We start from the raw sequence: 25,039 nt of genomic DNA, 5'->3' as shown, positions 1-25,039 counted from the left end.
AAGGAGGTGTCAACATGTTGTCGATCGCCGCTCGTAGCAAAGGTGCCCAAACGTGGGTCCGCCAAGCTACCATCGTATTCCGTTCCGCTGCCGACGGGAGAGGTGCGTCCAAATTCGGCGATGACAACGCGTTGACCCTTTAGGCGTCGGGATCGGTTTCCGACGTTCGGCTTGAAGCCGCGGGCGAAGTTGTCTTCTTCGCCTGCGGCTTTTTTGTATGCCTTGAATTCCAAATTTTAACAAACGATAGGTGATCGATATGGTAATCTGCGCAGCGGATAAAGTGACGAAAAATTGGGGCGGCGCGCCGGTGCTATCGGAGCTGTCGCTGGAAATACGCGAAAGGGAACGGATCGGGCTCGTCGGACCGAACGGCTGCGGCAAGACGACGCTGCTGACGCTGCTCGCCGGCGCGGACGTCCCCGACGCGGGAGCGGTTCATCACCGGCGGGGGAGCCGGGTGTCGCTGCTCGCGCAAATTCCGGACTTCGGGCCGACCCGGACGGCCGGAGACGTGCTGGCGGAAGCGTTCGAGTCGCTGCTCGCGATGAAGCGGCGGCTGACGGAGCTCGAACAAGATATGGCGGATCCGGCGCTCATGGAGAAGGCGATGAAAGCGTACGGACCGCTGCTCGAGACGTTCGGCGCCCAAGGCGGATACGAGATGGAAGCCGCGCTCTCGCGCGTGGCGGAGGGTCTCGGCATTACGCGGCTGCTCGACCGGCCGTTCGGGCGGCTGAGCGGCGGGGAGCGGACGAAGGTCGGCCTGGGGCGCATCTTGCTGCTGAAGCCGGATCTGCTCCTGCTCGACGAGCCGACGAACCATCTCGACCTGTCCTCCGTCGAGTGGTTGGAGTCGTACTTGCAGGACTACGAGGGCAGCGTGTTGATCGTGTCTCACGATCGGTACTTCCTCGACCGCGTCGCGACGAAGATCGTCGATCTGGAGGGCGGCGTCGCCGAGACGTATCACGGCAACTATACCTACTTCGTGGAAGAGAAGGAACGCCGGCTGCTCGCCGAGTTTACGGCGTATCAAGAGCAACAGAAACGGATCAAGAAAATGGAAGAGGCGATCAAGCGGCTCCGGATGTGGGCGGCGCAGGCGGACAATCCGAAGATGTTCAAGCGCGCGGCGGCGATGCAGAAGGCGCTCGATCGCATCGATCGGATCGACAAGCCGGTATTGGAGCGCGTCAAGATGGGGCTGTCGCTCGACCTGTCGGACCGGAGCGGCAAAGACGTCGTCGTCCTGGAGAAGGTCGGCGTCCGCTTCGGCGAACGGCGCTTGTTCTCGGACGTCGACCTGCTCGTCCGCTTCCGCGAAACGGTCGCGATCGTCGGCGAGAACGGCTGCGGCAAGTCTACGCTGCTCCGCATGGTCGCCGAGGGAATGCCGCCGACGGACGGCGTCGTTCGCGTCGGCAGCGGCGTGAAGATCGGTTACTTGGCGCAGCACGATCTATTCCCGAACGAAGAGCTTACCGTTCTCGACGCGTTCCGCGACGCCGCAGCGGTCGAGGAAGGCAAGGCGAGACATCTGCTCGCGAAGTTTCTGTTCTACGGCGCGTCCGTGTTCCGGAAGGTGAAGAACTTGTCCGGCGGCGAGAAGATGCGCCTCCGTCTCGCGCAGCTCATGCATCAGGACTTGAACCTGCTGGTGCTCGACGAGCCGACGAACCATCTCGACATCGACGCCCGCGAGGCGCTCGAGGATACGCTCGCGTCGTTCGGGGGCACGGTCGTCTGCGTATCGCACGACCGCTATTTCCTAAATAAGCTGTTCCCTGTGACCTATTGGATGGAACAGGGCCGCCTAACCCGCTATGAAGGCCGCTACGACGAAGCGAAGCGCAAGCGCGCGGAGCTGGCCGTTAAGGCTGCGGCCGCGGCTGCGGTTCCCGGCCCTTCGCCCGTCCCGGCCGCGCCGAAGAAGTCGGCGTCCAACGGGGCGTCGGCGATGCCGGCGAAGACGTCGTCCGCGTCGTTCGAGCGGCTGGAGCGGGACATCGAGGCGGCGGAGCGTAAGCTCGCGTCGCTCGACGAAGCGATGGAGCGCGAGCTCGACGCGGTGCGGCTGCAGCAGCTTTATGCGGAGCGCTCCGTCCTTGCGGCCGAGCGGGAGCTGCTCTACGAGAAGTTGGAGCGATGGATGTAAGTTCGTTTGTTTCGCGGGTCGCCTCCGGGCGGCTCGCTTTTTTGTTTCGTCCAGGGGGAGGGGGCCCTCCGGAGCTCTTTTCTAAAGTGATTTCCTCTGCTCGGGGACCGCGCTTTCATACCATGGGGTTCTTGGGCAACGCGTCGTTGGTAGGCGAATGTGGTTTACACAATTTTGAAAAAGTGATATCATATGAGTATCAAATTGATGTAAAGGGGATATGATCCATGAAAGAATTCGGCGCATGGAAGATCAATGGGTTTCTCGCGGTGCTGCTCGGTTTGGTCGTCGCCGCCGTCGGCGCGTACGCGCTGACGCTGTCGTCGTTCCTGCCGGTCGTCGGCGTCTTGCTGCTCTTGATCGCATTCCTGTTGCTTTGCTCGATCACGGTCGTACAGCCGAACCAAGCTTCGGTGTTGACGTTCTTCGGGGAATATAAAGGTACGGTGCGCGAGGACGGGTTTTGGATGGTGCTTCCGTTCGCGGCTCGCCAGAAGCTGTCGCTGCGGGTCCGGAATTTCAACAGCGCGAAGCTGAAGGTGAACGACATCGAAGGGAACCCGATCGAGATCGCGGCGGTCATCGTCTTCAAGGTCGTCGAGACGGCGAAGGCGAGCTTCGAAGTCGACAAATACGAGCAATTCGTCGAGATTCAGAGCGAGACGGCGCTTCGGCACGTCGCCAGCAAGTATCCGTACGATAACTTCACGGAGGACGGCATGTCGCTTCGGGGCAACGCCGACGAGGTGTCCGCGGAGCTGGCGCGCGAGCTGCAGAGCCGCCTCTCGGTCGCCGGCGTCGACGTGCTCGAGGCGCGGCTGACGCATCTGGCGTATTCGACGGAGATCGCCGGCGCCATGCTGCAGCGGCAGCAAGCGTCCGCCATCATCGCGGCGCGGCAGAAGATCGTGGAAGGCGCGGTCGGCATGGTGAAGGACGCGCTCGAGCAGCTGGAGCGGGACAGCGGCGTCGCGCTGGATCCCGAACGCAAGGCGGCGATGGCGAACAATTTGATGGTCGCGATCGTCTCGGACCGTGCCGCCCAACCGGTCATCAATACGAGCAGCTTGTACTGATTTATGGCGGGGAAGAAGCAATATCCGTTGCGCGTGGACGCGGCGATCTACGACGCGTTGGAGAAGTGGGCGGCCGACGAGTTCCGCAGCGTCAACGCGCATATCGAATTCGTGCTGAGGGACGCGCTCCGGCGGGCGGGCCGGCTGCCCGGCCCGCGGTCGCCGGGCGCTCCGGCGGACGGGTCGGCGGGAGCGAACGAATCGACGGGAAAGAACGAATAAAGAGGGTACGCGCATGTATCGGATATGGATCATCGAGGACGATGCGAAGATCGCGGCGCTCGTCGCGGCGCATCTGTCGAAGTACGGATACGAAGCGCAGAGAATCGAGGCGTACGACGAGGTGAAGCGGCGGATCGCGGGAAGCGATCGGCCGCCTCATCTCGTCGTGCTCGATATCAATCTGCCGAAATACGACGGGTTTTATATATGCCGACAAATTCGGAGCGTGAGCAACGTTCCGATTTTGTTCTTGTCCGCGCGCGCCGGAGAGATGGATCAGGTGATGGCGATCGAGCACGGCGGCGACGATTACGTGACGAAGCCGTTCCATCTCGAGGTGCTGCTCGCGAAGATCCGGGGGCTGCTGCGCCGGACGTACGGCGAATACGCCGCGGCGGCATCCGGCGCGCCGCCGCGCGAGGACGTCGCCGAGTTTCAGGGGTTGTTCTTGGACCGGTCGAAGCTGACGGTCGAATACGAAGGGCGGAAGGCGGAGCTGACGCCGAAGGAGCTGCAGCTGCTCGGCGCGCTGATGACGCGTCCCGGGGAGCCGGTCGCGAGGGAGGCGCTGCTCGAGCGGCTCTGGGACGACGTTCACTTCGTCGACGACAACACGCTGACCGTCAACGTGACGCGGGTGCGCAAGAAGCTGGAAGCGCTCGGCACGCCGCACGCCATCGAGACGGTTCGCGGCGTCGGGTATCGGCTCGCGGCGCGGAGGGAGACGCCATGAGGCTGAATCATTTTCTGGCGGATCGTCTGGGGTATATTGTCCTCTTCTTATTGAACACGCTTCTTGCCGTGCTGGTCGTGCAACTCGATCTCGCCCGTCAAGGAGCGTCTTTGCTTCTGGGGAACGTTGCATACTTGATCGTCTTGTCGGCTTGCGGACTGGCGGCGTTCTTATTGTACGATTACGCGCGAAACCGCGCCTACTATCGCGAGCTCGAGGCCGCTTCGCGCGAGGAGGGCGGGCTGGAGCGGGCGCTGTTGGTGCGTTCGCGCGGCACGACGGAGCAGCGGCTTGTCCGCGAGGCTTTGGAGCGCGCGTACCGGACGTACGCCGATGCGCTGTCGCGCTCGACGCGCGCGCAAGAGCGTCAGCTTCACCAGCTGCAGCAATGGGCGCACCAGATGAAGACGCCGATCGCCGTAATCGATCTGCTCGCGCAGTCGGAAGAGGAGCGCGGCGGCGAACGGCCGGAGGCGATGGCCAGCGTTCGGGAGGAAGCCGAGCGGCTGAACGGCTACGTATCGATGATGCTCGAGGCGGCCAGGCTTGAACGGTTCGAGACGGACGTCCGCGTGCGCCGGGTCGACGCCGCGAGCATCGCCCGGGGCGCGATCAACGAGTACCGCAGCGCCTGGATTCGATACGGCGTCTTCCCGAGGCTGGCGGCGGAGGAGGCGCCGTATTGGGTCGAGACCGACGAGAAGTGGGCGTCGTTCGTCTGCAAGCAGCTGCTCGGCAACGCGCTGAAATATTCCGCCGCGGCGGGCGGGACGCGCGTCGAGGTCCGGCTTGCGCGGACGCCGGAAGGGGTGCGCCTCGAGGTCGCGGACGAGGGGATCGGCATTCCGCCGGAGGATATGCCGCGCGTGTTCGAGCCGTTCTTTACGGGCGCGAACGGGCGGCTCGTCGCCGAATCGACCGGCATGGGGCTGTACGTGGCGAAAGAGGCGTGCGACAGGCTCGGACATCGGCTGTCGATCTCTTCGAGCCCCGGGGCCGGGACGACGGCGACGGTTCTGTTCGCCGACACGGGAGCGTTGTTTCGCGAGCCGCTCGGCAGGTGACAATATTGTAAGGAAACCCGAGCGGATTGCAAGGTTGGCGCATGGCGGCCCGGCGGGAACCCTCCTATACTTGAAATATAAATAACTTCTTTGGGAGGGACCTCGATGGTTGTGCTGCAAGCGGAACGGTTATCGAAAACTTACGGCCGCGGGGCGGTTACGTATCAAGCGTTGGAAAATTTCGACCTGACGGTGGAGGAAGGGGAATTCGTCGGCGTCATGGGGCCGTCGGGAAGCGGCAAGACGACGCTGCTGAACCTGCTCGCCACGATCGACAAGCCGACGGCGGGCGCGATCCGCGTGGGCGGCGTCGATCCGTCGCGCATGTCGGCGAGCGAGCTTGCGTTGTTTCGGCGGAGAAAGCTCGGGTTCATTTTCCAAGACTTCAACTTGCTCGACACTTTGACGATGAAGGAAAACATCATTCTGCCGCTGGCGCTCGACAAGACGAAGCCGAAGGAGATCGAACGGCGGGTCGTCGAGCTGGCGGAGATGCTGGGCATCGCGCATACGCTGGACAAGCGGACGTACGAAGTGTCCGGGGGGCAGCTGCAGCGAGCCGCGATCGCGCGGGCGTTCATCCATGAGCCGGACATCGTGCTGGCGGACGAGCTGACCGGGAACCTCGACTCCAAGGCGGCCGGCGACGTGATGGAGGCGCTGCGCGACATGAACGAGCGGCGCCGGGCGACGGTGCTCATGGTGACGCACGATCCGTTCGCCGCGAGCTTCTGCAAGCGGATCTTGTTCATCAAGGACGGTCGGCGCTTCGCGGAGCTGCGCGGCGGAGGCGGCGGTCGGCAAGCCTTCTTCCAGGAAATACTCGATATGTTAAGCGTGCTGGGGGGTCATGCGCATGACGTTTCGCGCTCTCGCCATCCGTAACGTTCGAGGCGGGTGGCGGCGGTATGCGGCGTTCCTGCTCAGTAGCTCGGCCGCCGTCATGATCGCTTATTTATTCGCCTCGTTCGTCGCGCATCCGGACGTCCGCTCCGGGGACATTATCGGCGGCGCCGCCGTCGCGCAAGGACTGATCGCTTGCGTGTACTTGATCGCCGTCTTTTCGTTCTTCTTCGTGTTATATTCGAGCTCGTCGTTCTACAAAACTCGGCAGAAGGAGTTCGGTCTGCTTCAGCTGCTCGGGATGACGCCGTGGCAAATTCGAAGGCTTGCGTTCGCGGAGCAGCTGATCGTCGCGGCTTGCGCGATCGTCTGCGGGCTCGGACTCGGGGTTTTGTTTTCCAAGCTGTTCTATATGGGGATCGGGGAGCTGCTTCGTACCGAAGCGCCGGTTCGCTTCCTGATCGTTTGGCCCGCGGCGCTGTGGACGGCGGTCGGATTCGCCGCGTTGTTCGCCGCGGTCGCCGCGGTTTCGCTGTTCGGCATCGGCCGCAAGCCCGTCATCGAGCTGCTGCGCGCCTCGCGCAAGCCGAAGCGGCCGCCTCTCGCCTCGGCGTGGCTGACGGCGCTCGCGGTCGCCGCGCTCGGCGGGGGTTATGTCCTTGCGTACATGACGAATTTGCGGACGGTCCTCATGCTGATGATGCCGGTCACCGGACTCGTCGTGCTCGGGACGTATTTCTTGTTCACCCAAGGCTGCATCGCCGCCTTAGGCCGGTTGATGCGCAGCCGCGGCTATTATTGGAAGGGCGTGCGGCTGCTGGCGCTGTCTCAGCTGTCGTACCGGTTGAAGGATACGGCGCGGATGATGTTTTCCGTGGCGGTGCTGTTCGCGGTCGTCTTCACGGCCATCGGGACGGTGTACGTGTTCCATCAAGACATTAAAGACCAATTGCTGGTCAATACGCCGTTCGCGCTCAGCATCGAGGAGAAGGGGCTCGACACGCGCAAGGTCGTGGATCCGGAGGCGCTGGAGGCGTTATTCGCGAAGCACGGCATCGAGCCGGAGGTCGAGACGCGCACGCCGCTGTTGGACGTTACGGCGAACGTCAATTTGTACGGGAGAGCGGACTCGGAAGCGGCGCTGATCGAGGAGTCGTCCTGGAACGCGCTCGCCGCGGAGCTGGGGCTGCCGGCGGCGGACGTCGAGTCGGGGCGTACGATGTTCGCATACCCGTTCGAGCGGATGGGTAGGTCCGGGGAAGAGACGAGAGGCGAGAGCGTCGACTTCGTCGTCGCGGACGGGACGTTGACGTTCGTCTCTAGCGGAACGATCTATGCGGCCGCCACGAACCACGGCAAGCTGCTGTGGATTTTGGACGACGCGGACTTCGAAGAAGCGCTCGGGCTAGTTCCCGATGCGGAGCGAACGGTGCTGTACGCTTACGACTGGAGCGGCTGGGAGTCGGACGCCGCCTTCGCGAAGGAGGCGCAGGCGCTCGCGGCGCCGGAGCTGCCGCGTTCGCTCGTACGGGAGCGGATCACCGGGTACCAGGACGTCCAACAATTCGCTTCGCTTACGTTATTTATCGGCTTGTTCGTCGGCGTTTTGTTCTTCTTCGCGGCGGGGAGCTTGCTCTACTTCAAGCAATTCACCGAGTTGGAAGAGGATCGGCAGACGTACCGTCAGCTGCTGCGGATCGGCGTATCGCCGAAGGAGCTGCGCAGCGTCATCCGCGCGCAGATCGGCTCGGTGTTCGGCATTCCGTTCGTGGTCGGCACGGTGCATGCGTTGTTCGCGTACAAGATGCTCGGGAACGTCATGCAAACGAACGTATGGGCGAGCGCGCTGTCCGTCGTGGCCGCGTTCGCGCTGCTGCAGCTGCTGTACTACGCCGTCACGGAACGGGCGTACATGCGGCAGCTCGGCATCGCGGAAGCGGGCTGACGGCGGGCGCGGATGGGCTGCGCGGCCTGGCGGGCGCGGTGGCGCGGTCGGGGGCCGTGACCCGTTTCGGGTCAGGAGGCGGCGCGCGGTGGGCCGTGGTGACCCGAAACGGGCAGCGCGGCCGCACGGACGAGGGCCCTGGCCCGTTTCGGGTCAGGATGCGGCGCGCGTTGGGCCGTGGTGACCCGGAACGGGCAATGCGGCTACGCGGTCGAGGGCCGTGGCCCGTTTCGGGTCAGGAGGCGGCGCGCGTTGGGCCGCGGCGACCCGAAACGGGCAGCGCGGCCGCGCGGTCGGGGGCTGTGACCCGTTTCGGGTCAGGATGCGGCGCGCGTTGGGCCGTGGTGACCCGAAACGGGCAATGCGGCTACGCGGTCGGGGGCCGTGGCCCGTTTCGGGTCAGGAGGCGGCGCGCGTTGGGCCGTGGTGACCCGGAACGGGCAATGCGGCTACGCGGTCGGGGGCCGTGGCCCGTTTCGGGTCAGGAGGCGGCGCGCGGTGGGCCGCGGTGACCCGAAACGGGCAGCGCGGTGGCGCGGCCGGGGGCCGTGGCCCGTTTCGGGTCAGGAGCCGGCGCGCTACATGCCGCGGTGACCCGAAACGGGCAGCGCGGCCGCGCGGTCGGGGGCCGTGACCCGTTTCGGGTCAGGAGCCGGCGCGCGAAGGGCCGCGGTGACCCGAAACGGGCTGCTCGCACCGCTCGCACAGCGCCGGGCATGTTCCCCTTGCCCCGGGCGGGGCGGACGGGTATAATAACGACAGGTGAAGCACACTTCGAATGAGGATTCGAAGCGTGCTTTTTTTTCGTTAGGGGGAATGGTGTATGCATCCGGAGCTGCGGCGGTTCATCGATGCGTTCGAGCGCGAAGCGCGGGAGGAGGGACGTCTCCGACACACGCTCGGTTACGCCGAAACCCGGTTCCTGGAACGCGTTTGGGGACCGTTCATGAATTTCAATTTCGACGGTCTGAAGCCGGAGTACCCGTTCCTCGATTTCGAAGGGGGGCAGCGGTTCGTCGATTTCTTTTACTCCAAGGGACCGGTGAAGCTCATCATAGAAATCGACGGTTACACTACGCATGCGAAAGAAATCTCGAAGTCCAAGTTCCGAGATCATGTCCGCAGGCAGAACCGGTTGATGTATTCCGGGTGGTTTCTCCTCAGATTTACAGCGGACGAGGTGGAAACCGACGAAGGGTACTGCCAGGCGGAGCTGCTGAAGGCGATCGGGTATTGCTGGACGGCGTCGGCGGGGGCAGGGGCTTTGCCGTTGAACGCGGGCGATCTGTGGGCGTACCGGAAGAAAGCCATAGAACTGTATGCAATTCATCAGGGCGGCCAAAACGTCAAACCGACGAATTTCGCGTACGAACACGGCGTCGGCCGCACGACGGCGCAGCGATGGTTCGAGCGGGCGGCCGAGGAAGGGCTGCTGGCGCCTTTGCGACGAGGCACCAGAGTATACGGCTACACGCTTGCGGATACTTCCGAAATTACGACGAGGCGTAGCATTTAGATAAGGCCTGTCGCAGCGCCAAAGTATATGGCTGCACGCTTGCGGACGCCCGAAACCTTTCGGCGGGGCGCAGCGTTTAATAGGTACAACGTTCCGGGAGGGCATTCCCTATGAAAAGAAGCTTCGGTAAAACTTTGCTGTTCGAATTACTGGCGGCGGTCGTATCGGCGTTGACGGCGTCGGTCGCGCTCGCGTTGCTGTCGATGCAAAACACGGGCTTCCCCCAAGCCTATTTCTTCTACCTCGTTATCACGGCGCCGGCGTTCCTCGCGCTCGGCGCGCCGATCGCCGCCGTCATCCGAACGGCCGGCCGCCCGTATGCCGTCAATCTGCTCGCGTTCGCGCTCGCCGGCGCGGCGGCGATGTACGCCTACCTCGCCACCGTGCTGAACGGGCTTCAGGTGCACACGTCCAGCGATCTCGGGACGTTCCTCGCGATCGGCGCGGGCGCATCGCTGTACATGTACCACATCTCGCTCGCGCTTGAGCATTGGCGCGCCCGAAAATCCGCAGCCGGGACGTAAGGCCCGTGCTATAATACCTTCTGGAGACGAGAACGAGGTCAAACAGGGGGAACGTCATGCATTTCGGGAAAACGATCGCGACGGCGCTCGTCGCGGCGCTGCTCGCGACAGGCGCGGCGGGGCCGACGGCGAGCGCCGTCAATATTTGGGGACTGAACAAGCAAGCGGTCGAAGCGGAAGCGAAGGGCGATTACGCGGCGGCGATCGCGAAGCTGAACGGCATGATTCCGACGCTGGTCGCGGACAAGGATTACACGAACGCGGCGAACATCTACAGGCGGATCGGCCAAAACTACGCGAGTTTAAAACAATACGATCTCGCGGCCGCGGCATGGGACAACGAGTCGGCGAATTGGAGCGCCGCGGGCAAGGCGGCGGAGACGGCTGCATCCAAACGGCGGGCGGATTACGTGCGCAGCGTCGTGAGGCTGTTCGCGGCCGTCGAACCGCAGGCGCTCGCCGATACATACGAACGCGGCGCCTTGTTCGAGCCGAGCGTAGGCGCGTATCTCGGCGCGTACGCGGAATCGGACCCGAAGGCGCACGATACGAAGCATTGGAAGTACTTCTATACGGACAAGTTCCCGGAGCTGACCGGGCGCAAGCACGCCGCGTATATGCTGTATACGACCTGGGGACGGTCGTTCGACGAGCTGTCCGCCCACGTCGAGGAGGCGAAGGAGCACGGCACCGCGCTGCAGATCGCGCTGCAGCCGATGAACGGCCTCGCCGAGGTGACGGACGGCGCCTATATCCGCGAGTACGCGCGGGCGGCGGGCGAATCCGGCGTGCCGATCTTCCTGCGCTTCGCCAACGAGATGAACGGCAATTGGGTGCCGTGGTCCGGCGATCCGGCGGCGTACATCGAGAAGTTCCGGCTCGTCGCCGACGTCTTCCACGAGGAAGCGCCGGACAACGTCGTGATGGCGTGGTCGCCGAACGACATTCCGGTCGACACGATAACGCAATACTACCCGGGGGACGCGTACGTCGATTGGATCGGCGTCAGCTTGTACAGCATCTATAACCCGGCGCTCGATCCGCTCAAGGCGGGCGTGGACCGTTCGAATCACTTGCAGAAGTTCGAACACATCTACGACTTGTACGCGAAGAAGAAGCCGCTGTTCATTTCGGAAGGCGCGATATCGTACATCTACCCGGAGGAAGACCGACTGGTGGAGGCGTGGGCCGCATACCGGACGAAGGAGTTCTACGCGACGCTGCCGATGTTGTATCCCGGCGTGAAGGCCGTCTTCTGGTTCGACGCGACGAAGACGGAGGCGGCGCGCGAGAAGCACTTCATGCTGTCCGCGAACGATGCGCTGCTGAACGCGTATAAACAGGCGATCCAGCATCCCTTTTACCTCGATACGATCGGGCAAGAGAGCGAGAAGGCGTATATCGACGCCGCCGAAGCGGGACTGCCGCCGCGCGTCGTAGAGCTGAGCGCTTACGTGCAGACGGTCGAGCCGATGCTCGGCAAGGTCGAATACGCGTTTCAAGGCAAGACGATCGGCACGGCGACCGCGGCGCCTTGGACGATCGCGCACGATTTCGCGCCGTACCGCGGGCAAGCCATAACGATCGAGGTGAAGGCGTACGGCGCCGACGGGAAGCTCGCGACGACGCAGCGGGTGAAGGCGACGGTCGGCGACGCGCTCGTAACGCTGAAGGGCAAGCGCCTCGACTTCGATGCGCAGCCGAAGATCGAGAACGGCCGCATGTTCGTGCCGATCAAGCAAATCGCGGACGCGCTGCAGGCGAAGACGGTCTGGAACGCCGCAGAACGGTCCATCACGCTGACGGACGACGCGAAGAAGCTGTCCGTGACGCTCGCGCTCGGCAGCAAGTCGGCGCGGAAGAACGGCGAGACGGTCGCGCTGGAGGCGGCGCCGTTCTCGGCGAACGGCAGGACGTACATTCCGCTCAGCTTCGTCGCGGAAGCGTTCGGCCTCGCGAAGTCGTGGGACGATGCGACGGGGACGGCCGTTTTCCAATAATAAAGCGCGAATCCCTCGAGTCTTCGACAGGCTCGGGGGATATTTGTTACAATCGAAGAAATGCCAAGGAAAGGGTGGACGCCCGCGATGAAATACGATTTCGACCGATTGCATGACCGAAGAGGCACCGCCTCTTATAAATGGGACCAATTGACGACGCTGTTCGGCGGCGAGGACGTGCTGCCGTTATGGGTGGCGGATATGGACTTCGTCACGGCGAAGCCGATCGTCGACGCGATGACGGAGCGCGCGCAGGCCGGCATCTACGGCTACACGATCCGGACCGACGAATGGATCGAGGCGATCCAAGGCTGGTACCGCCGCCGGCACAACTGGGACATCGCGAAGGAATCGATCGTGGCGAGCCCGAGCGTCGTGACGAGCTTGTCGCTGGCGGTCGATCTGTTCTCCGAGCCGGGGGCCGGCGTCATCCTGCAAGCGCCCGTGTATTATCCGTTTTACGACGTCATCCGCTCGAACGGGCGCCAGGTGCTGAAGAACGCGCTCAAGATTTCCGAAGCGACGGGCCTGTACGAGATGGACTTCGAAAGCCTGGAGGAGCATATGCGTTCCGGCGCCAAGCTGCTGCTGCTGTGCAATCCGCACAATCCGGGCGGACGCGTCTGGACGCGCGAGGAGCTGACGAAGCTTGCCGCGCTCGCCGCGCAATACGACGTCACCGTCGTGTCCGACGAAATCCACGGGGATCTCGTTTTCGCGCCGAACGCTTATACGCCGTATGCGACGGTCGGCGAGGAGGCGGCCGCCACGTCCCTCTCGCTGCTCGCGCCGACGAAGACGTTCAATCTGCCGGGCATCGGGTCGTCGTTCATCGTCACGAACGATCCGGCGAAGCGCGCGAAGCTGAATACCCAAATGAAGAAGCTTTCGATTCATATGCAAAACCATTTCGCCCACTTCGCGACGATCGCGGCGTACAACGAAGGCGACGAGTGGCTCGATCAGCTGCTGCCGTACATTAAGGGCAACGTCGATTACGCGATCGCCGCGCTGCGGGAGCGGGCGCCGATGCTGAAGGTCATGCCGCCGGAGGGCACGTACTTGCTGTGGGTCGACGCGCGCGAGCTCGGGCTGAACGCGAAAGGCATGTCGCAGTTCATGAACGCGGAGGCGAAGGTCGCCTTTAACGAAGGCTCGTCTTACGGCGATGAGGGCGTCGGGTACGTACGCATCAACTGCGCATGCCCGCGGTCGATTCTCGAGGAGGCGCTGCGCCGCTTCGTCGGCGCGGTGGAGCGCAAGGTCGCGGTGAAATAACAATTTAGGTATATTTGGAAAACGCTCCGCGCATCTTAGAGGTAACCTTAAGAGAGCGGAGTAACGAACCAATGGACCGAATCAACGGGATTGTCGATTGGGCGAAGGGCAATTATTTGCTGGTCGGGACGGCGGCGGTGCTGTTTTTCGCGGCGAAGTCGTTCGTCGGGTACTTGACGTATAAGAAGATGATCAAGGAGCTTCACGAGATCAAGCGGTTGATCAAGGAACAGAGCGGCGCAAGGTGACTCCCGGCCGTCCGGGGGTCGCCTTTTTCGCATATTGACTCGTCCGCCGGAATGGGAGAGGATGGAAGTAATGCCAAGGGGGGATGATTTGATGTTCGTTTGGAAAATGCTCGCCCTGCTCGCGGCGGCCGGCCTCGCGGGCGGCTGCTTCGCGCGGGAGGAGCCGGGAGCGACCGCGCCGCCGGCGGCGACGGCGCCGGCGGAGCAGGCGGTCGAGACGCCGTCCGAGCCGCCCGCGGAGGAGGGCGACGCGCCTTACGCCGTGCTCGCCGAGAAGCTGCGGACGCCGTGGGCGATCGCGTTCGACGGCGAGACGATGCTCGTCAGCGAGCGGGAAGGAAGCGTCGTGCGGATCGGCTCGGACGGCAGCATGGTACGCAAGCCGGTCGTCGTGAAGCCGGGCGTCGCCGCGAGCGGCGAATCGGGCTTCCTCGGCTTCGCGCTCGCGCCGGATTTCGCCGAAACGAAGACGGCGTTCGCGTACCATACGTACGAAGCGAACGGACGGATGCGGAACCGGATCGTCGCGCTGGAGGAGCAGGAGGAGGCGTGGGTCGAGAAGGGGGAGCTGCTCTCGGGCATCCCAGGTTCGCGCATCCACGACGGCGGGCGGCTCGCGATCGGACCGGACGGGCATCTGTACGCGACGACCGGCGACGCGGGCGAAGAAGCGCTCGCACAGGACCTTAATAGCCTCGCGGGGAAGATCTTGCGTCTGACGACGGACGGCGGCGTGCCCGCGGACAATCCGTTCCCGGGGTCCTACGTGTACTCGTACGGGCACCGCAACGTACAAGGCGTCGCGTGGACCGCGGAAGGCGTCATGTACGCCTCGGAGCACGGCCCGTCCGGCGACCCCGGCGGCCACGACGAGATCAACCTTATCGAGGCGGGCGGCAATTACGGCTGGCCGGACGTCTACGGCGATAGGGAGAAGAACGGCATGATCCCGCCGTTGTACCATTCCGGCGAGCCGCCGGCGATCGCGCCGTCGGGCATCGCCGTCGCCGAGAACGGCGCGCTGCTCGTCGCGACGCTGCGCGGCGAAGCGCTGCTGCGCTTCGACCCGGCGCGGCCGACGCCCTCGGGCGAACCGCTCGACGGGGTCGCCCGGGGCTACGGCCGGCTGCGCGACGTCGCCGTGCGGGACGGCTACGCCTACGTCCTGACGAACAACACCGACGGCCGCGGGACGCCCGGGCCGACGGACGACCGGCTGCTCCGTTTCGAGCTGCCTTAGTACTGCTTGACCGACCGCCGGTACTCGGTCGGAGATTGCCCGTACGCGCGGCGGAACTGTTTCGAGAAGTAGAGCGCGTCCGCGAAGCCGACGGACGACGCCACCTGCTCGACCGTCAGCAGGGGCCGCTCGCGCAAGAGCCGCCGGGCGCGGTCGAGCCGGAGCCGGACGAGGAACGCGACGGGCGTCGCTCCGGTGCGCTCGCGGAAGACGCGCGACAAGTAGGCGCGGTTGTACCCGAGGCTCTCCGCCATCAGCTCGATCGTGATCGGCTCGGCGTACTGCGTCGTCATGTAGTGGATCGCCTGCCGCGTCAACGCCGCGGCGGGCCCGTCGTCGTCGGCGCCCTTCGCGGCGGCGTCCGCCGCCTCGCCCGCGCGCCTCGCGTCCGCGTACTCCGCGAGCAGCAGCTGCAGGCAGCCGTTCGCGCGCAGGTGGGCGCCGGCCTCCTTGTCCCGGAACGTCTTCATGACCCGTTCGAACCACTTCGCCGCGCGCGCGCCTTCGCGCGTTCGCGCCATCGGCGTCTCCGGCGACACGCCGCCAGCCGCGACGAGCCGCTCCGCCTCTTCGCCCTTGAACGCGATCCAGCGATATTGCCACGGCTCCTCCTCGTCGGCGGCGTAGCTGACGAGCGCCTCCGGGTAGATGACGAAGCTGTCTCCGGCCCCCAACGCATACTCCCGGCCTTCGGCCGTATATACCCCTCTCCCGCTTTCCACGTAATGAATCAGGAAATGATCGAACACCTTCGGCCCGAGCCGGTGGCCCGGCTTCGTCTGACTTCTGCCGGTGAACAGCACCTGGAGCGAACGGTTCGCCGCGTCGGGGTCCGGATGGGACACGACGGCGTACGTGGGCTTCGGCTTCTGCGTCTGCGTCATGAGGGGCGGCCTCCTTTTCCAACGATCATATCACATTATTCCATACGACGATAACATCGCTCCATGGCGCGGGGCGAAGAAGTTTCTTATACTGAGGATAAGAGAAACCAAAACCGAAGCAAAGGACGGATCTTCCCATGGCGGATTTCCAGCAATTGAAAGAAGAGTTTCTGCGTCTGTTCGGCGGACCGGAGGAAGGCATCCAAGGCTTTCACGCGCCGGGGCGCGTCAATCTGATCGGCGAGCATACGGACTATAACGGCGGGTATGTGTTCCCGGCGGCGCTCACGTTCGGCACCGCGATGCTCGCAAGGCCTCGCGGCGATCGCTCGCTCGGCCTTGCGTCGACGAATTTCCCGGGATCGGTGAAACATTTTTCCATAGACGAGTTGGTCTATGACGAAGCGGACGACTGGATGAACTATCCGAAGGGGATGGCGGCGTTCCTGCAGCAAGAAGGCTTATCGTTCTCCCGCGGCTACGACGTCCTGTTCTCCGGGGCGATCCCGAACGGGGCGGGCCTCTCCTCCTCGGCGTCGATCGAAGTCGTGACCGGCTTCGGCCTGATGGCGATGGAAGGCGTCGACCCGATCGACACCGTGAAGCTCGCGCTGCTCGCCCAGAAGGTCGAAAACAAATTCGTCGGCGTCAACTGCGGCATCATGGACCAGTTCGCCGTCGCGAACGGCAAGAAGGATCACGCGATCCTGCTCATGTGCGACACGCTCGAATACGACCTCGTGCCGTTCAACAGCGGCGCTTACAAGCTCGTCATCTCGAACACGAACAAGCGCCGGGGGCTCGTCGACTCCGAGTACAACACGCGCCGTTCGCAATGCGAGCAAGCGGTGCAGGCGCTGCAGTCGCGCATCCCGGGGCTCAAGCTGCTAGGCGAGCTGTCGCTCGAACAATTCGAAGCGAACGAGGACGCGATCGTCGACGCGGAAGTGCGCAAGCGGGCGCGCCACGTCGTCGAAGAGATCGACCGCGTGAAGCGGGCGGTGGCCGCGCTGCGCGAAGACGATCTGATCGGCTTCGGCGCGCTGATGAACGGCTCGCACGAAAGTTTGCGCGACCTGTACGAGGTCAGCTGCAAGGAGCTCGACGTGCTCGTGGAAGAAGCGCGCGCCATCGACGGCACGCTCGGCTCCCGCATGACGGGCGCCGGCTTCGGCGGCTGCACGGTGTCGCTCGTGCATGAGGATGCGATCGAGAAGTTCAAAGCGCAGGTCGGCAAAAACTATACGGAGCGTACGGGGCTCGCGGCGGCGTTCTACGTCGCGGATATCGGAGACGGGGTGAAAGCATGGCGGTCTTAGTAACGGGAGGAGCCGGGTATATCGGCTCGCATACGGTAGCGGAGCTGCTGGCGCTCGGCGAGGACGTCGTCGTCGTCGACAGCCTGGAGACGGGCCACAAGGAAGCGGTGCTCGGAGGCAAGCTGTACGTCTGCGATCTGCGCGACGAGGCGGCCATGAAGAAGGTGTTCGCGGAAAACGACATCGACGCCGTCATCCACTTCGCCGCGAATTCGCTCGTCGGCGAGAGCATGACGAATCCGGGCAAATATTACCATAACAATGTGTATGGTACTTTATGTTTGCTGGAGCGGATGCAGGAAGCCGGCGTGAAGCGTATCGTCTTCTCGTCGACGGCGGCGACGTACGGCAATCCGGAGCGGGTGCCGATCGAAGAGAGCGACCGGACGGAGCCGACGAACGCGTACGGCGAGACGAAGCTCGCGATGGAGCGCATGATGCGCTGGTTCGACACGGCGCACGGCATCAAGTACGTGTCGCTGCGGTACTTCAACGCGGCGGGCGCGCACGAGAGCGGCAAGATCGGCGAAGACCACAAGCCCGAGACGCATCTCGTGCCGGTCGTGCTGCAGGTCGCGCTCGGGCAGCGCGAAGCGATCTCGATGTTCGGCGACGACTACCCGACGCCGGACGGCACGTGCATTCGCGATTACATCCATGTGCAGGATCTCGCCGACGCGCATGTGCTCGCGGTGAAGAAGCTGCGCGAGGGCGGCGAAAGCGGCGTGTACAATCTCGGCAACGGCCGCGGCTATTCGGTGCGCGAGGTCGTCGAGGTCGCGCGCCGCGTCACCGGCCATCCGATCCCGGCGAAGGTCGAGCCGCGCCGCGCGGGCGATCCGGCCATTCTCGTCGCTTCGTCGGCCGCTACCAGCGCGGAGCTCGGCTGGCAGCCGAAGCGCGCGGCGTTAGAGGACATCATCGCGAGCGCGTGGAGCTGGCATCAGGCACATCCGAACGGCTACGGCGACGGGAGCGAGCCGTCATGACGGCGGAGACGCGCGGCGGGGTCGACGCCGCCTACGAGGTCGAGCGGCTGCTGCAGTACGCGCTGCAGAAGCGGCTCATCGAGCCGCTCGACCTCGCGTATTCGCGCAACGCGATGCTCGAGCTGCTCCGTCTGGCCGAGCCGTACGCCGGCGCCGCGCCGGATCCGGCCCTCGACTCGCCCGTCGAGCCGCTCGAACGGCTGCTCGATTACGCGGCCGAGTCAGGCATCCTCGAGGAGAACACGCTGACGCATCGAGACCTGTTCGATACGCGGCTTATGGGCTGCCTGATGCCGCGGCCGTCCGAGGTCGTGCGGGAGTTCCGGAGCATCGCCGGCAGCGGCGGGGTGCAGGCGGCGACCGACCGCTTCTACGCGATGTCGATCGACGCGGCGTACATTCGGATGGACCGTATCCGCCGCAATCTGTACTGGCGGACGCCGACGGACTTCGGCGAGCTCGAAATTACGGTGAACCTGTCCAAGCCGGAGAAGGACCCGCGGGAAATCGCGCTTCTGAAAAACGCGCCGTCGGTCGCGTATCCGAAATGTCTCCTGTGCGCGGACAACGTCGGCTACGCAGGGCGGCTGAATCACCCGGCCCGGCAAAATCTGCGCGTCATCCCGCTGAAGCTGGACGGGGAAGATTGGTTTTTCCAATATTCGCCGTACGTGTATTACAACGAGCACAGCATCATTTTCCATAGCGGTCATGTGCCCATGCAAATTTCGGATCGGACGTTCGATCGGCTGCTCGACTTCCTCGACCAGTTCCCGCATTACTTCATCGGCTCGAACGCGGATTTGCCGATCGTCGGCGGATCGATCTTGAATCACGACCACTTCCAGGGCGGGCGCCATGCGTTCCCCGAGGAGAAGGCGCCGATCGCGCGGACGTTCGCGCATCCGGAGCTGCCGGACGTGCGGGCCGGCATCGTGAAGTGGCCGATGTCCGTCGTGCGGCTCGTCTCGTTCAACCGGGTGCAGCTGCGCAAGGCGGCCGTGGCGATGCTCGCCGCATGGCGGGCGTACAGCGACGAGTCGGCAGAGGTGCGCGCCTTCACCGGCGAGACGCCGCACAATACGATTACGCCGATCGCGCGGCTGACGCCGAACGGCGAATACGAGCTCGACCTCGTGCTGCGCAACAACCGCACGACCGAAGAGCATCCGGAAGGCCTCTTCCACCCGCATCGCGAGCTGCACCACGTGAAGAAGGAAAACATCGGCCTGATCGAGGTTATGGGGCTCGCGGTGCTGCCGGGCCGCTTGAAGGAGGAGCTCGAAGCGATCGCCGCGCTGCTTACGGGGCAGTCCTCCGACGATGCTTGGCGGGCGGATGCCGATCATGCGCTGCACAAGCATACGGCTTGGATCGACCGGCTGCTCGCCGCGCACGGAACGGCGCTGTCCGCCTCGGACGCGGAGCGGCTGCTGCAGGACGAGGTCGGCGGCATCTTCCTTCGCGTCTTGACGGATGCGGGGGTATATAAGCAAGACGAGAAGGGACAGGCGGCGTTCGCCGCGTTCCTCGCGTCGATGGGATATCGCGACAACCGGTAAGCGGCATGCATGAACCGCCCTCCTTCGCGAGATGCTAAGGGAAAAGTTGGAGGGTGGAGCGAATGGATCCGCAAGACGTCATTCCGGGCCGGCGCGTCGAGATCGACGGCTTCGGCGAAGGCACGATCGTCGGCGGCGATGACGACGAAATCGAAATCGCCGTCTCCGAGGTCGAGACGGTGCGCGTCCGGCCGGAGAAGCTGGACGCGCCGGAGTGAATTCGAAGCCCCCGTTTGGTATGATTAGGAAACCTAATCGATATCTAACGGGGGTTTTCTTCGATGTGGAAAACAACGGGCAAAGTGCTGCTCGCTACGGTTTTGTTTCTTGTCCTCAATCTCGTCGTCAGCGGTGGGGTCGGTTTCGTCGCCGCTGTGATGGACGCGGCGCGAAGCGGCGGGAACGTGTCGCCCGAAAGCATTACGGAGCTGCTGCAGTCGAATCCGTGGCTCCGAACCGCCTCCTTCGCCTTGAGCGCCGCGAGCGGCGTCGCGGCGGCGGCGATTTTGTATTACGCCATGGAGCGGGAGCGGACGTGGACGCTCGGGTGGAGGCAGCGCGATTGGCTGCCTAAGCTGCTGCTCGGGTTGGCGCTAGGCGCGCTCTTGATCGTGCTGGCGTTCCTGATCGCATGGATCGCGGGCGGCATCGTCATCGTCGACGCCGCGCTGACATCCGACGTCGCCGTCGCGCTGCTGTTCGACGTCGTCCTGTTCGCTTCCGTCGCCGTCGGGGAAGAGGTGTTCAGCCGAGGTTACGTATACGGGGTCGTCCGCCGGTCGGGCGGCGTCGCCGCAGCCGCGTTGGTGTCGTCGGCGCTGTTCGCGTTGTTCCATATGAACAACCCGGCCGTCCTGTCGAACGCGTTCCCCATGCTCAACCTGGTGCTCGCCGGCGTTATGCTGGCACTGCTCCGCGAGTGGAGCGGCGGGCTGTGGGCGCCGATCGGCGCCCACATGACATGGAACTTCGTGCAGGGCGACGTGCTCGGCATGGCGGTGTCCGGCGTGGAGACGCCTTCGATCTTGCGGGTCGAGTCGCTGAACGACTTCGTGTCCGGCGGCGCCTTCGGCTTGGAGGGCAGCTTCGCGGTTACGCTCGCGACCGCGGGCGCATCGCTCTGGCTGGCGCTCGCGATCCGTAGGCGGGGGTCGTCTCCGGCGGCTGCTCCTTATTAAGCTGGGGTTTCCTCTGCTCAGGCCGGGGGAAGGAGGAGTAGCCGCGCTCTTTTCTAAGCTGATTTCCTCTGCTCAGGGACGGGGGAGGGAGCAGCAGTCGGCGGCTTCTTTTCTAAGCTGGTTTCCTCTGCTCAGGGGCGGGGGAGGGAGCAACAGCCGGCGTCTCCTTTCTAAGCTGATTTCCTCTGCTCAGGGGCGAGCGGGGGGAGCTGCCTGAGCAAGAGGAATCAGGTTAGAAAAGCCTGCGGGGGCATGAGAGTGGCGGGGTATCCTGACCTAAAGGAATCAGGTGAGAAAGAGCGCGAAGAAAGCACCCAGGGGACCTTGCGTGGATGTAAAGCTGCAGGTATTTTGGCGCGAAAATGCATGTAACGGACGAATGCCTGCACAGGTACAGGTAATATGGCTGATTGCTTCTTGACAGAGGAAAATAAATGCAGATTTGCATGTAAAGCATGGTTACGAGGAAATAGTAGGGTGAATAGCTGTACTTGTGCAGGCGTTAGGCTGAGGAAACGGAGCGCGGCTTAGGTTCCGCCGAACAAATAGAAATCAGGCCCCTCATTCGCGGCGGGAACGCGCGGACGAGGGGCCTTCTCCGTTACGTCCGAACGCCGAACGCGTCGGCCAGCAGCTCGTACGAGCGGATGCGGGCATTCTCGTCGTGCACGGGCGTGACGATCATGAACTCGTCGGTCCCGTACCGTTCCCCGGCGGCGAGCAGCTCCGCCTTCACTCGCTCGGGCGTGCCGACGAACCGGCGCTGGCGGCCGTACCGGATGCGCTGCAGGTCGTACTCCGTGTACGGGTAATCCTCCGCCGTCGCGACGGACGGCAGCTCCCGAAGCTCTTGCCCGAGCTCAAGCTTGAGGAACAAGAGGTCGGAGCTGAACGCGAGCCGGTTCGCCTCCTCGTCCGTTTCGGCGCAGATGACGAGCACCGCGGCGAGCGACATCGGCTCCTTCAGGTATGCGGACGGCCGGAACGCCTCGCGGTACAGCCGCATGGCGCGTTCGCCCTCCGTCACGCCGAAAAACTGCGCGAAGCCGAACGCGAGCCCTTGCCGCGCGGCGATCCGGGCGCTTTCGTCGCTCGAGCCGAGCAGCCAGACGTCGGGGGCCGTCGGGATCGCGGGCATCGCGGCGAGCCGAGCGAACGGATGATCCGTCGGGAGCGCGTCGTGCAAATAGCCGATCAAGTCGGCGACCTGCTCCGGATAGCGGTCGATGTCGACGCGCTTGTCCTGCTGCAGCGCCCGCGACGCGATCGGCATGCCGCCGGGCGCGCGGCCGAGGCCGACGTCGATGCGGCCCGGGTGGAGCGCTTCGAGCAGGCGGAAGTTTTCCGCGACCTTATAAGCGCTGTAGTGCGGCAGCATGACGCCGCCCGAGCCGAGGCGAATGCGCGATGTATGGGCGCCGAGATGCGCCAGCAGCACCTCCGGGCTCGAATGGGCGAGCATCGGCATGCCGTGATGCTCCGATACCCAGAACCGCGTATATCCGAACCGTTCGGCCGCCTGCGCGAGCCGCGTCGTCTCGTCGAGCGCGTCTCTCGCGGTCCGGCCTTCCCCGATGTGCGATTGATCCAGCACGCTTAATTTCACCATTCGCCGTAACGCCTCCTTCGCTCCTTATAATGCTCCTATGCGTCGAAGCCCCTTCGGGTAGAAATTTTTTATCGTCCCCTTGGATTCCTTGCCCCAGCCGAGGGGGTAGCCGTCATATGTGACGGCGAGCCAGCCCCGGTCGCCGTCGCTCGGCAGCGTCTCGCCGCGCAAATACGCGTCGACGGCGCGTTCGCCGGCGTCCCGGAGCTCGTACCGGTGCCGGAACCGCTCCGCCGGCAGGGCGAGCGCCAGCGCGTGGTTCGGCTCGAACCGGTCCTTCTTCAGCTCGCCGAGATGGAGCCCCGGCCGCACGACGCGCAGGCCGGCGAGCGCGGGACATTCGTCCGGCAGCCGGTACAGCTGGGCGCCTAACAGCAGGAAGTCGCCGTCGATCGTCCCGGCGAGCGCCTGCGCTTCGAAGGCGCGGTACAGCGCGAGCTGCTGCCGCGAAGGGCCGCTGCCGGCGGCGCTTTTCTTCGCCGGGGCTGCGGCCGGCGGCGCCTCGCCGCGCTTGACGAGCTTCGCGGCGAAGTGTCCCTCGCCCCGCACGCGATGCGGCCACAGCCGCGCCGTCCGCGCGAGCCGCTCGTCGCCGGTCGCGGACCACGCGGGCACGCCGGCCGAGACGCCGAACGCGTGCGGCAGCGGCAGCGGCTCTAGGTCCGGGAAGCGCGACAGCAGCGCCTCGATCGCCCGCTCGTTCTCCTCGGGGGAGAACGTGCAGGTCGAGTAGACGAGCGTGCCGCCTTCCTTCAGCATGGCAAACGCGGCGTCGAGCACCGCTCCTTGCGTGCGCGCGCAAGCGGCGACATGCGCCTCGCTCCAATACGAAGCCGCCTCCGGATCCTTGCGGAACATCCCTTCGCCGGAGCAGGGCGCGTCGACCAAGATGCGGTCGAAGAAGCCCGGCAGCCGCGCCGCGAGCCGCTCCGGCGTTTCGTTCAGCACGAGGCAGTTCGTCAGGCCGAGCCGTTCGACGTTTTCCGATAACGCCTTGGCTCGCTTCGCTTCGTATTCGTTCGCGACGAGCAGTCCGCGTCCCGCCATCGCGCCGCCGAGATGCGTCGTCTTGCCGCCGGGGGCGGCGCATAGGTCGAGCACGCGTTCGCCCGGCTCCGCGCCGAGCTGCGCCGCCGGATACATCGCGCTCGGCTCCTGCATATAGTACAGCCCCGCCGCATGGTACGGGTGCTTACCCGGCGCCGCGGCCGCGGCCGTCTCCGCGTCGCAGGACAGCCCCGTCTCGCACCACGGCACGGGCGTCGTCTCGAACGGCAGCGCCCGCGCGAGCGTCTCGGGATCCGTCTTCAGCGGATTCGTCCGCAGTCCGACGGCCTTCGGCTCTTCGTAGCTTGCGAAGAGCGCTGCGGCTTCGGGGCCGAGAAGGGTTTCCATTTTCGATATGAACGCTTCCGGCAGCTTCTCCGTCGTCGTCACTGTAAACACCTCGGTTTCAGCTTATTGCTTCCCATGATATGATGATTTCATCGAAAAAACAAAGGCGCCCCGTCTTAGCGGTCCGGGTCGTAAGTCAGGAGGAACAGATGGAGACGGTGCTTATTACCGGCGCGGCCGGGTTTATCGGATACCATACGGCGGAGAGGCTGCTGCGGGAAGGGGTTCGCGTGATCGGCATCGACGACTTGAACGATTATTATGACGTAGGGCTGAAGCGCTCGCGGCTGGAGCGGCTGGGCGCAACGGATCGGTTCTCGTTCGTCGAGGGCTCGTTCGCGGACAAGGAGGTCGTGGATCGGCTGTTCCAAGACGACGCGTTCGATTATGTCGTTCATCTCGGCGCGCAGGCGGGCGTTCGGTACAGTCTGGAGCGTCCGGACAAATACGTGGCCTCCAATCTGGTCGGCTTCGCCAACATGCTCGAGGCGTGCCGGCACCGCGGGGTGAAGCATCTCGTCTATGCTTCGTCTAGCTCGGTATACGGAGCCAACGTGACGATGCCGTTCCGCACGACGGACCCGGTCGATCATCCGGTGAGCTTGTACGCCGCGACGAAGAAGTCTAACGAGCTGATGGCGCATACGTACAGCCACTTGTTCGGCTTGCCGACGACGGGGCTACGGTTCTTCACCGTCTACGGCCCTTGGGGGCGCCCGGATATGGCGTATTTCTCGTTCACGCGCGACATCCTCGCGGGCAAGACGATTCGGCTGTTCAACCACGGCGACATGCGCCGCGACTTCACGTACGTCGACGATATCGTCGAAGGCGTCGTGCGCGTCATGCGCCGCGTGCCGGCGCCGAACCCGACGTGGGACCGCGAGCATCCGAACCCGAGCGGCAGCTATGCGCCTTATAAGGTGTACAACATCGGCAACAACGAGCCGGTCGCGCTCGGCGAATTCGTGGCGACGCTGGAGGAGCTGCTGGGCGTCAAGGCGGTCGTCGAGTACGCGCCGATGCAGCCCGGGGACGTGTATGCGACGTACGCGGACATTTCGGAGCTCGAGCGCGACGTCGGCTTCCGCCCGAGCACGCCGCTGCGGGAGGGCTTGCGCCGCTTCGTGGAGTGGTATCGGGGGTATTACGAAAACAAGTGAAGCGCGCAAATTTTTCTTCCATTTTGTGAAGCAGCTCCTATTTTCCATGGTTAATTATTGCTAGTATAGAGTAGTTCAGCTAGGTTCGGAGAA

Annotated in this window: 22 protein-coding genes; 19 read left to right on the top strand and 3 right to left on the bottom strand. The window is 64.4% G+C overall.

The window, feature by feature from the left end; translation table 11 throughout:
• Positions 1-259: 259 nt before the first annotated feature.
• From abc-f to FE782_RS26475, 13 genes are all read left to right on the top strand, one after another.
• Complete coding sequence (gene abc-f / locus FE782_RS26530) at positions 260-2,158, top strand: ribosomal protection-like ABC-F family protein (protein ID WP_138197388.1); 1,899 nt, start codon at positions 260-262, stop codon at positions 2,156-2,158.
• A 227-nt stretch (positions 2,159-2,385) separates the two neighbouring features.
• A complete protein-coding gene (locus tag FE782_RS26525; RefSeq protein ID WP_138197387.1) occupies positions 2,386-3,234 on the top strand; it encodes an SPFH domain-containing protein in 849 nt (282 codons plus the stop codon).
• 3 nt (positions 3,235-3,237) lie between these two features.
• Positions 3,238-3,456, top strand: a complete 219-nt coding sequence (locus FE782_RS26520) for a type II toxin-antitoxin system antitoxin (RefSeq protein WP_138197386.1) — start codon at positions 3,238-3,240, stop codon at positions 3,454-3,456.
• 13 nt (positions 3,457-3,469) lie between these two features.
• On the top strand, positions 3,470-4,189 hold the full coding sequence (locus tag FE782_RS26515) for a response regulator transcription factor (protein ID WP_138197385.1): 720 nt from the start codon (positions 3,470-3,472) through the stop codon (positions 4,187-4,189).
• A complete protein-coding gene (locus tag FE782_RS26510; RefSeq protein ID WP_138197384.1) occupies positions 4,186-5,253 on the top strand; it encodes a sensor histidine kinase in 1,068 nt (355 codons plus the stop codon). Before FE782_RS26515 ends, FE782_RS26510 begins: the two co-directional genes overlap by 4 nt.
• 105 nt (positions 5,254-5,358) lie before the next feature.
• Positions 5,359-6,138, top strand: a complete 780-nt coding sequence (locus FE782_RS26505; RefSeq protein ID WP_138197383.1) for an ABC transporter ATP-binding protein — start codon at positions 5,359-5,361, stop codon at positions 6,136-6,138.
• On the top strand, positions 6,110-8,041 hold the full coding sequence (locus FE782_RS26500; RefSeq protein WP_158299560.1) for an FtsX-like permease family protein: 1,932 nt from the start codon (positions 6,110-6,112) through the stop codon (positions 8,039-8,041). The genes FE782_RS26505 and FE782_RS26500 overlap by 29 nt, the downstream gene beginning before the upstream one ends.
• An 823-nt stretch (positions 8,042-8,864) precedes the next feature.
• Positions 8,865-9,557 carry a DUF559 domain-containing protein gene (locus FE782_RS26495; protein WP_138197381.1) on the top strand — a complete coding sequence of 231 codons (693 nt, stop codon included), beginning with the start codon at positions 8,865-8,867 and terminating at the stop codon, positions 9,555-9,557.
• 110 nt (positions 9,558-9,667) lie between these two features.
• A complete protein-coding gene (locus FE782_RS26490) occupies positions 9,668-10,081 on the top strand; it encodes a hypothetical protein (RefSeq protein WP_138197380.1) in 414 nt (137 codons plus the stop codon).
• A gap of 56 nt (positions 10,082-10,137) precedes the next feature.
• Positions 10,138-12,081 carry a stalk domain-containing protein gene (locus FE782_RS26485; RefSeq protein WP_138197379.1) on the top strand — a complete coding sequence of 648 codons (1,944 nt, stop codon included), beginning with the start codon at positions 10,138-10,140 and terminating at the stop codon, positions 12,079-12,081.
• Between the two features lie 87 nt (positions 12,082-12,168).
• Positions 12,169-13,359, top strand: coding sequence for a MalY/PatB family protein (locus FE782_RS26480; RefSeq protein WP_138197378.1), 1,191 nt, complete (start codon positions 12,169-12,171; stop codon positions 13,357-13,359).
• Between the two features lie 71 nt (positions 13,360-13,430).
• A complete protein-coding gene (locus tag FE782_RS32665; RefSeq protein ID WP_202914618.1) occupies positions 13,431-13,607 on the top strand; it encodes a hypothetical protein in 177 nt (58 codons plus the stop codon).
• A gap of 91 nt (positions 13,608-13,698) precedes the next feature.
• Entirely contained in the window at positions 13,699-14,847 is a 1,149-nt protein-coding gene (locus FE782_RS26475) for a PQQ-dependent sugar dehydrogenase (protein WP_138197377.1), read from the top strand.
• On the opposite strand, the gene FE782_RS26470 is transcribed toward FE782_RS26475, so the two are convergent.
• On the bottom strand, positions 14,844-15,731 hold the full coding sequence (locus FE782_RS26470) for an AraC family transcriptional regulator (RefSeq protein ID WP_138197376.1): 888 nt from the start codon (positions 15,729-15,731) through the stop codon (positions 14,844-14,846). The genes FE782_RS26475 and FE782_RS26470 overlap by 4 nt on opposite strands.
• A gap of 137 nt (positions 15,732-15,868) precedes the next feature.
• Here FE782_RS26470 and FE782_RS26465 point away from each other — a divergent pair, with 137 nt between their 5' ends.
• The 5 genes from FE782_RS26465 (at position 15,869) to FE782_RS26450 (ending at position 20,779) form a co-directional block, all read left to right on the top strand.
• Positions 15,869-17,050, top strand: a complete 1,182-nt coding sequence (locus FE782_RS26465; protein ID WP_138197375.1) for a galactokinase — start codon at positions 15,869-15,871, stop codon at positions 17,048-17,050.
• A complete protein-coding gene (gene galE / locus FE782_RS26460) occupies positions 17,038-18,039 on the top strand; it encodes a UDP-glucose 4-epimerase GalE (RefSeq protein WP_138197374.1) in 1,002 nt (333 codons plus the stop codon). The genes FE782_RS26465 and galE overlap by 13 nt, the downstream gene beginning before the upstream one ends.
• Positions 18,036-19,601 (top strand): UDP-glucose--hexose-1-phosphate uridylyltransferase, encoded by a 1,566-nt coding sequence (locus FE782_RS26455; protein ID WP_138197373.1) that lies wholly within the window; start codon positions 18,036-18,038, stop codon positions 19,599-19,601. The genes galE and FE782_RS26455 overlap by 4 nt, the downstream gene beginning before the upstream one ends.
• 62 nt (positions 19,602-19,663) lie before the next feature.
• Complete coding sequence (locus tag FE782_RS32440; protein WP_158299559.1) at positions 19,664-19,819, top strand: hypothetical protein; 156 nt, start codon at positions 19,664-19,666, stop codon at positions 19,817-19,819.
• 63 nt (positions 19,820-19,882) lie between these two features.
• Positions 19,883-20,779, top strand: a complete 897-nt coding sequence (locus FE782_RS26450; protein WP_138197372.1) for a CPBP family intramembrane glutamic endopeptidase — start codon at positions 19,883-19,885, stop codon at positions 20,777-20,779.
• 601 nt (positions 20,780-21,380) lie between these two features.
• Here FE782_RS26450 and FE782_RS26445 read toward each other — a convergent pair.
• Together FE782_RS26445 and FE782_RS26440 are read right to left on the bottom strand one after the other, a co-directional pair.
• The gene (locus tag FE782_RS26445; protein WP_138197371.1) at positions 21,381-22,388 is read right to left on the bottom strand and encodes an LLM class flavin-dependent oxidoreductase; all 1,008 of its coding nucleotides are present in this window, start codon (positions 22,386-22,388) and stop codon (positions 21,381-21,383) included.
• A gap of 24 nt (positions 22,389-22,412) precedes the next feature.
• On the bottom strand, positions 22,413-23,825 hold the full coding sequence (locus FE782_RS26440; RefSeq protein WP_274388771.1) for an RsmF rRNA methyltransferase first C-terminal domain-containing protein: 1,413 nt from the start codon (positions 23,823-23,825) through the stop codon (positions 22,413-22,415).
• Positions 23,826-23,932: 107 nt separating this feature from the next.
• On the opposite strand from FE782_RS26440, the gene FE782_RS26435 reads away from it, so the two are divergent.
• The gene (locus FE782_RS26435) at positions 23,933-24,946 is read left to right on the top strand and encodes an NAD-dependent epimerase (protein ID WP_138197370.1); all 1,014 of its coding nucleotides are present in this window, start codon (positions 23,933-23,935) and stop codon (positions 24,944-24,946) included.
• Positions 24,947-25,039 lie beyond the last annotated feature (93 nt).

Origin of the sequence: Paenibacillus antri (genome assembly GCF_005765165.1) — a bacterium.
Lineage (GTDB): Bacteria > Bacillota > Bacilli > Paenibacillales > YIM-B00363 > Paenibacillus_AE > Paenibacillus_AE antri.
Note: the sequence above shows the minus strand (reverse complement) of the source record. Positions and strands in the feature narration are given on the sequence as shown.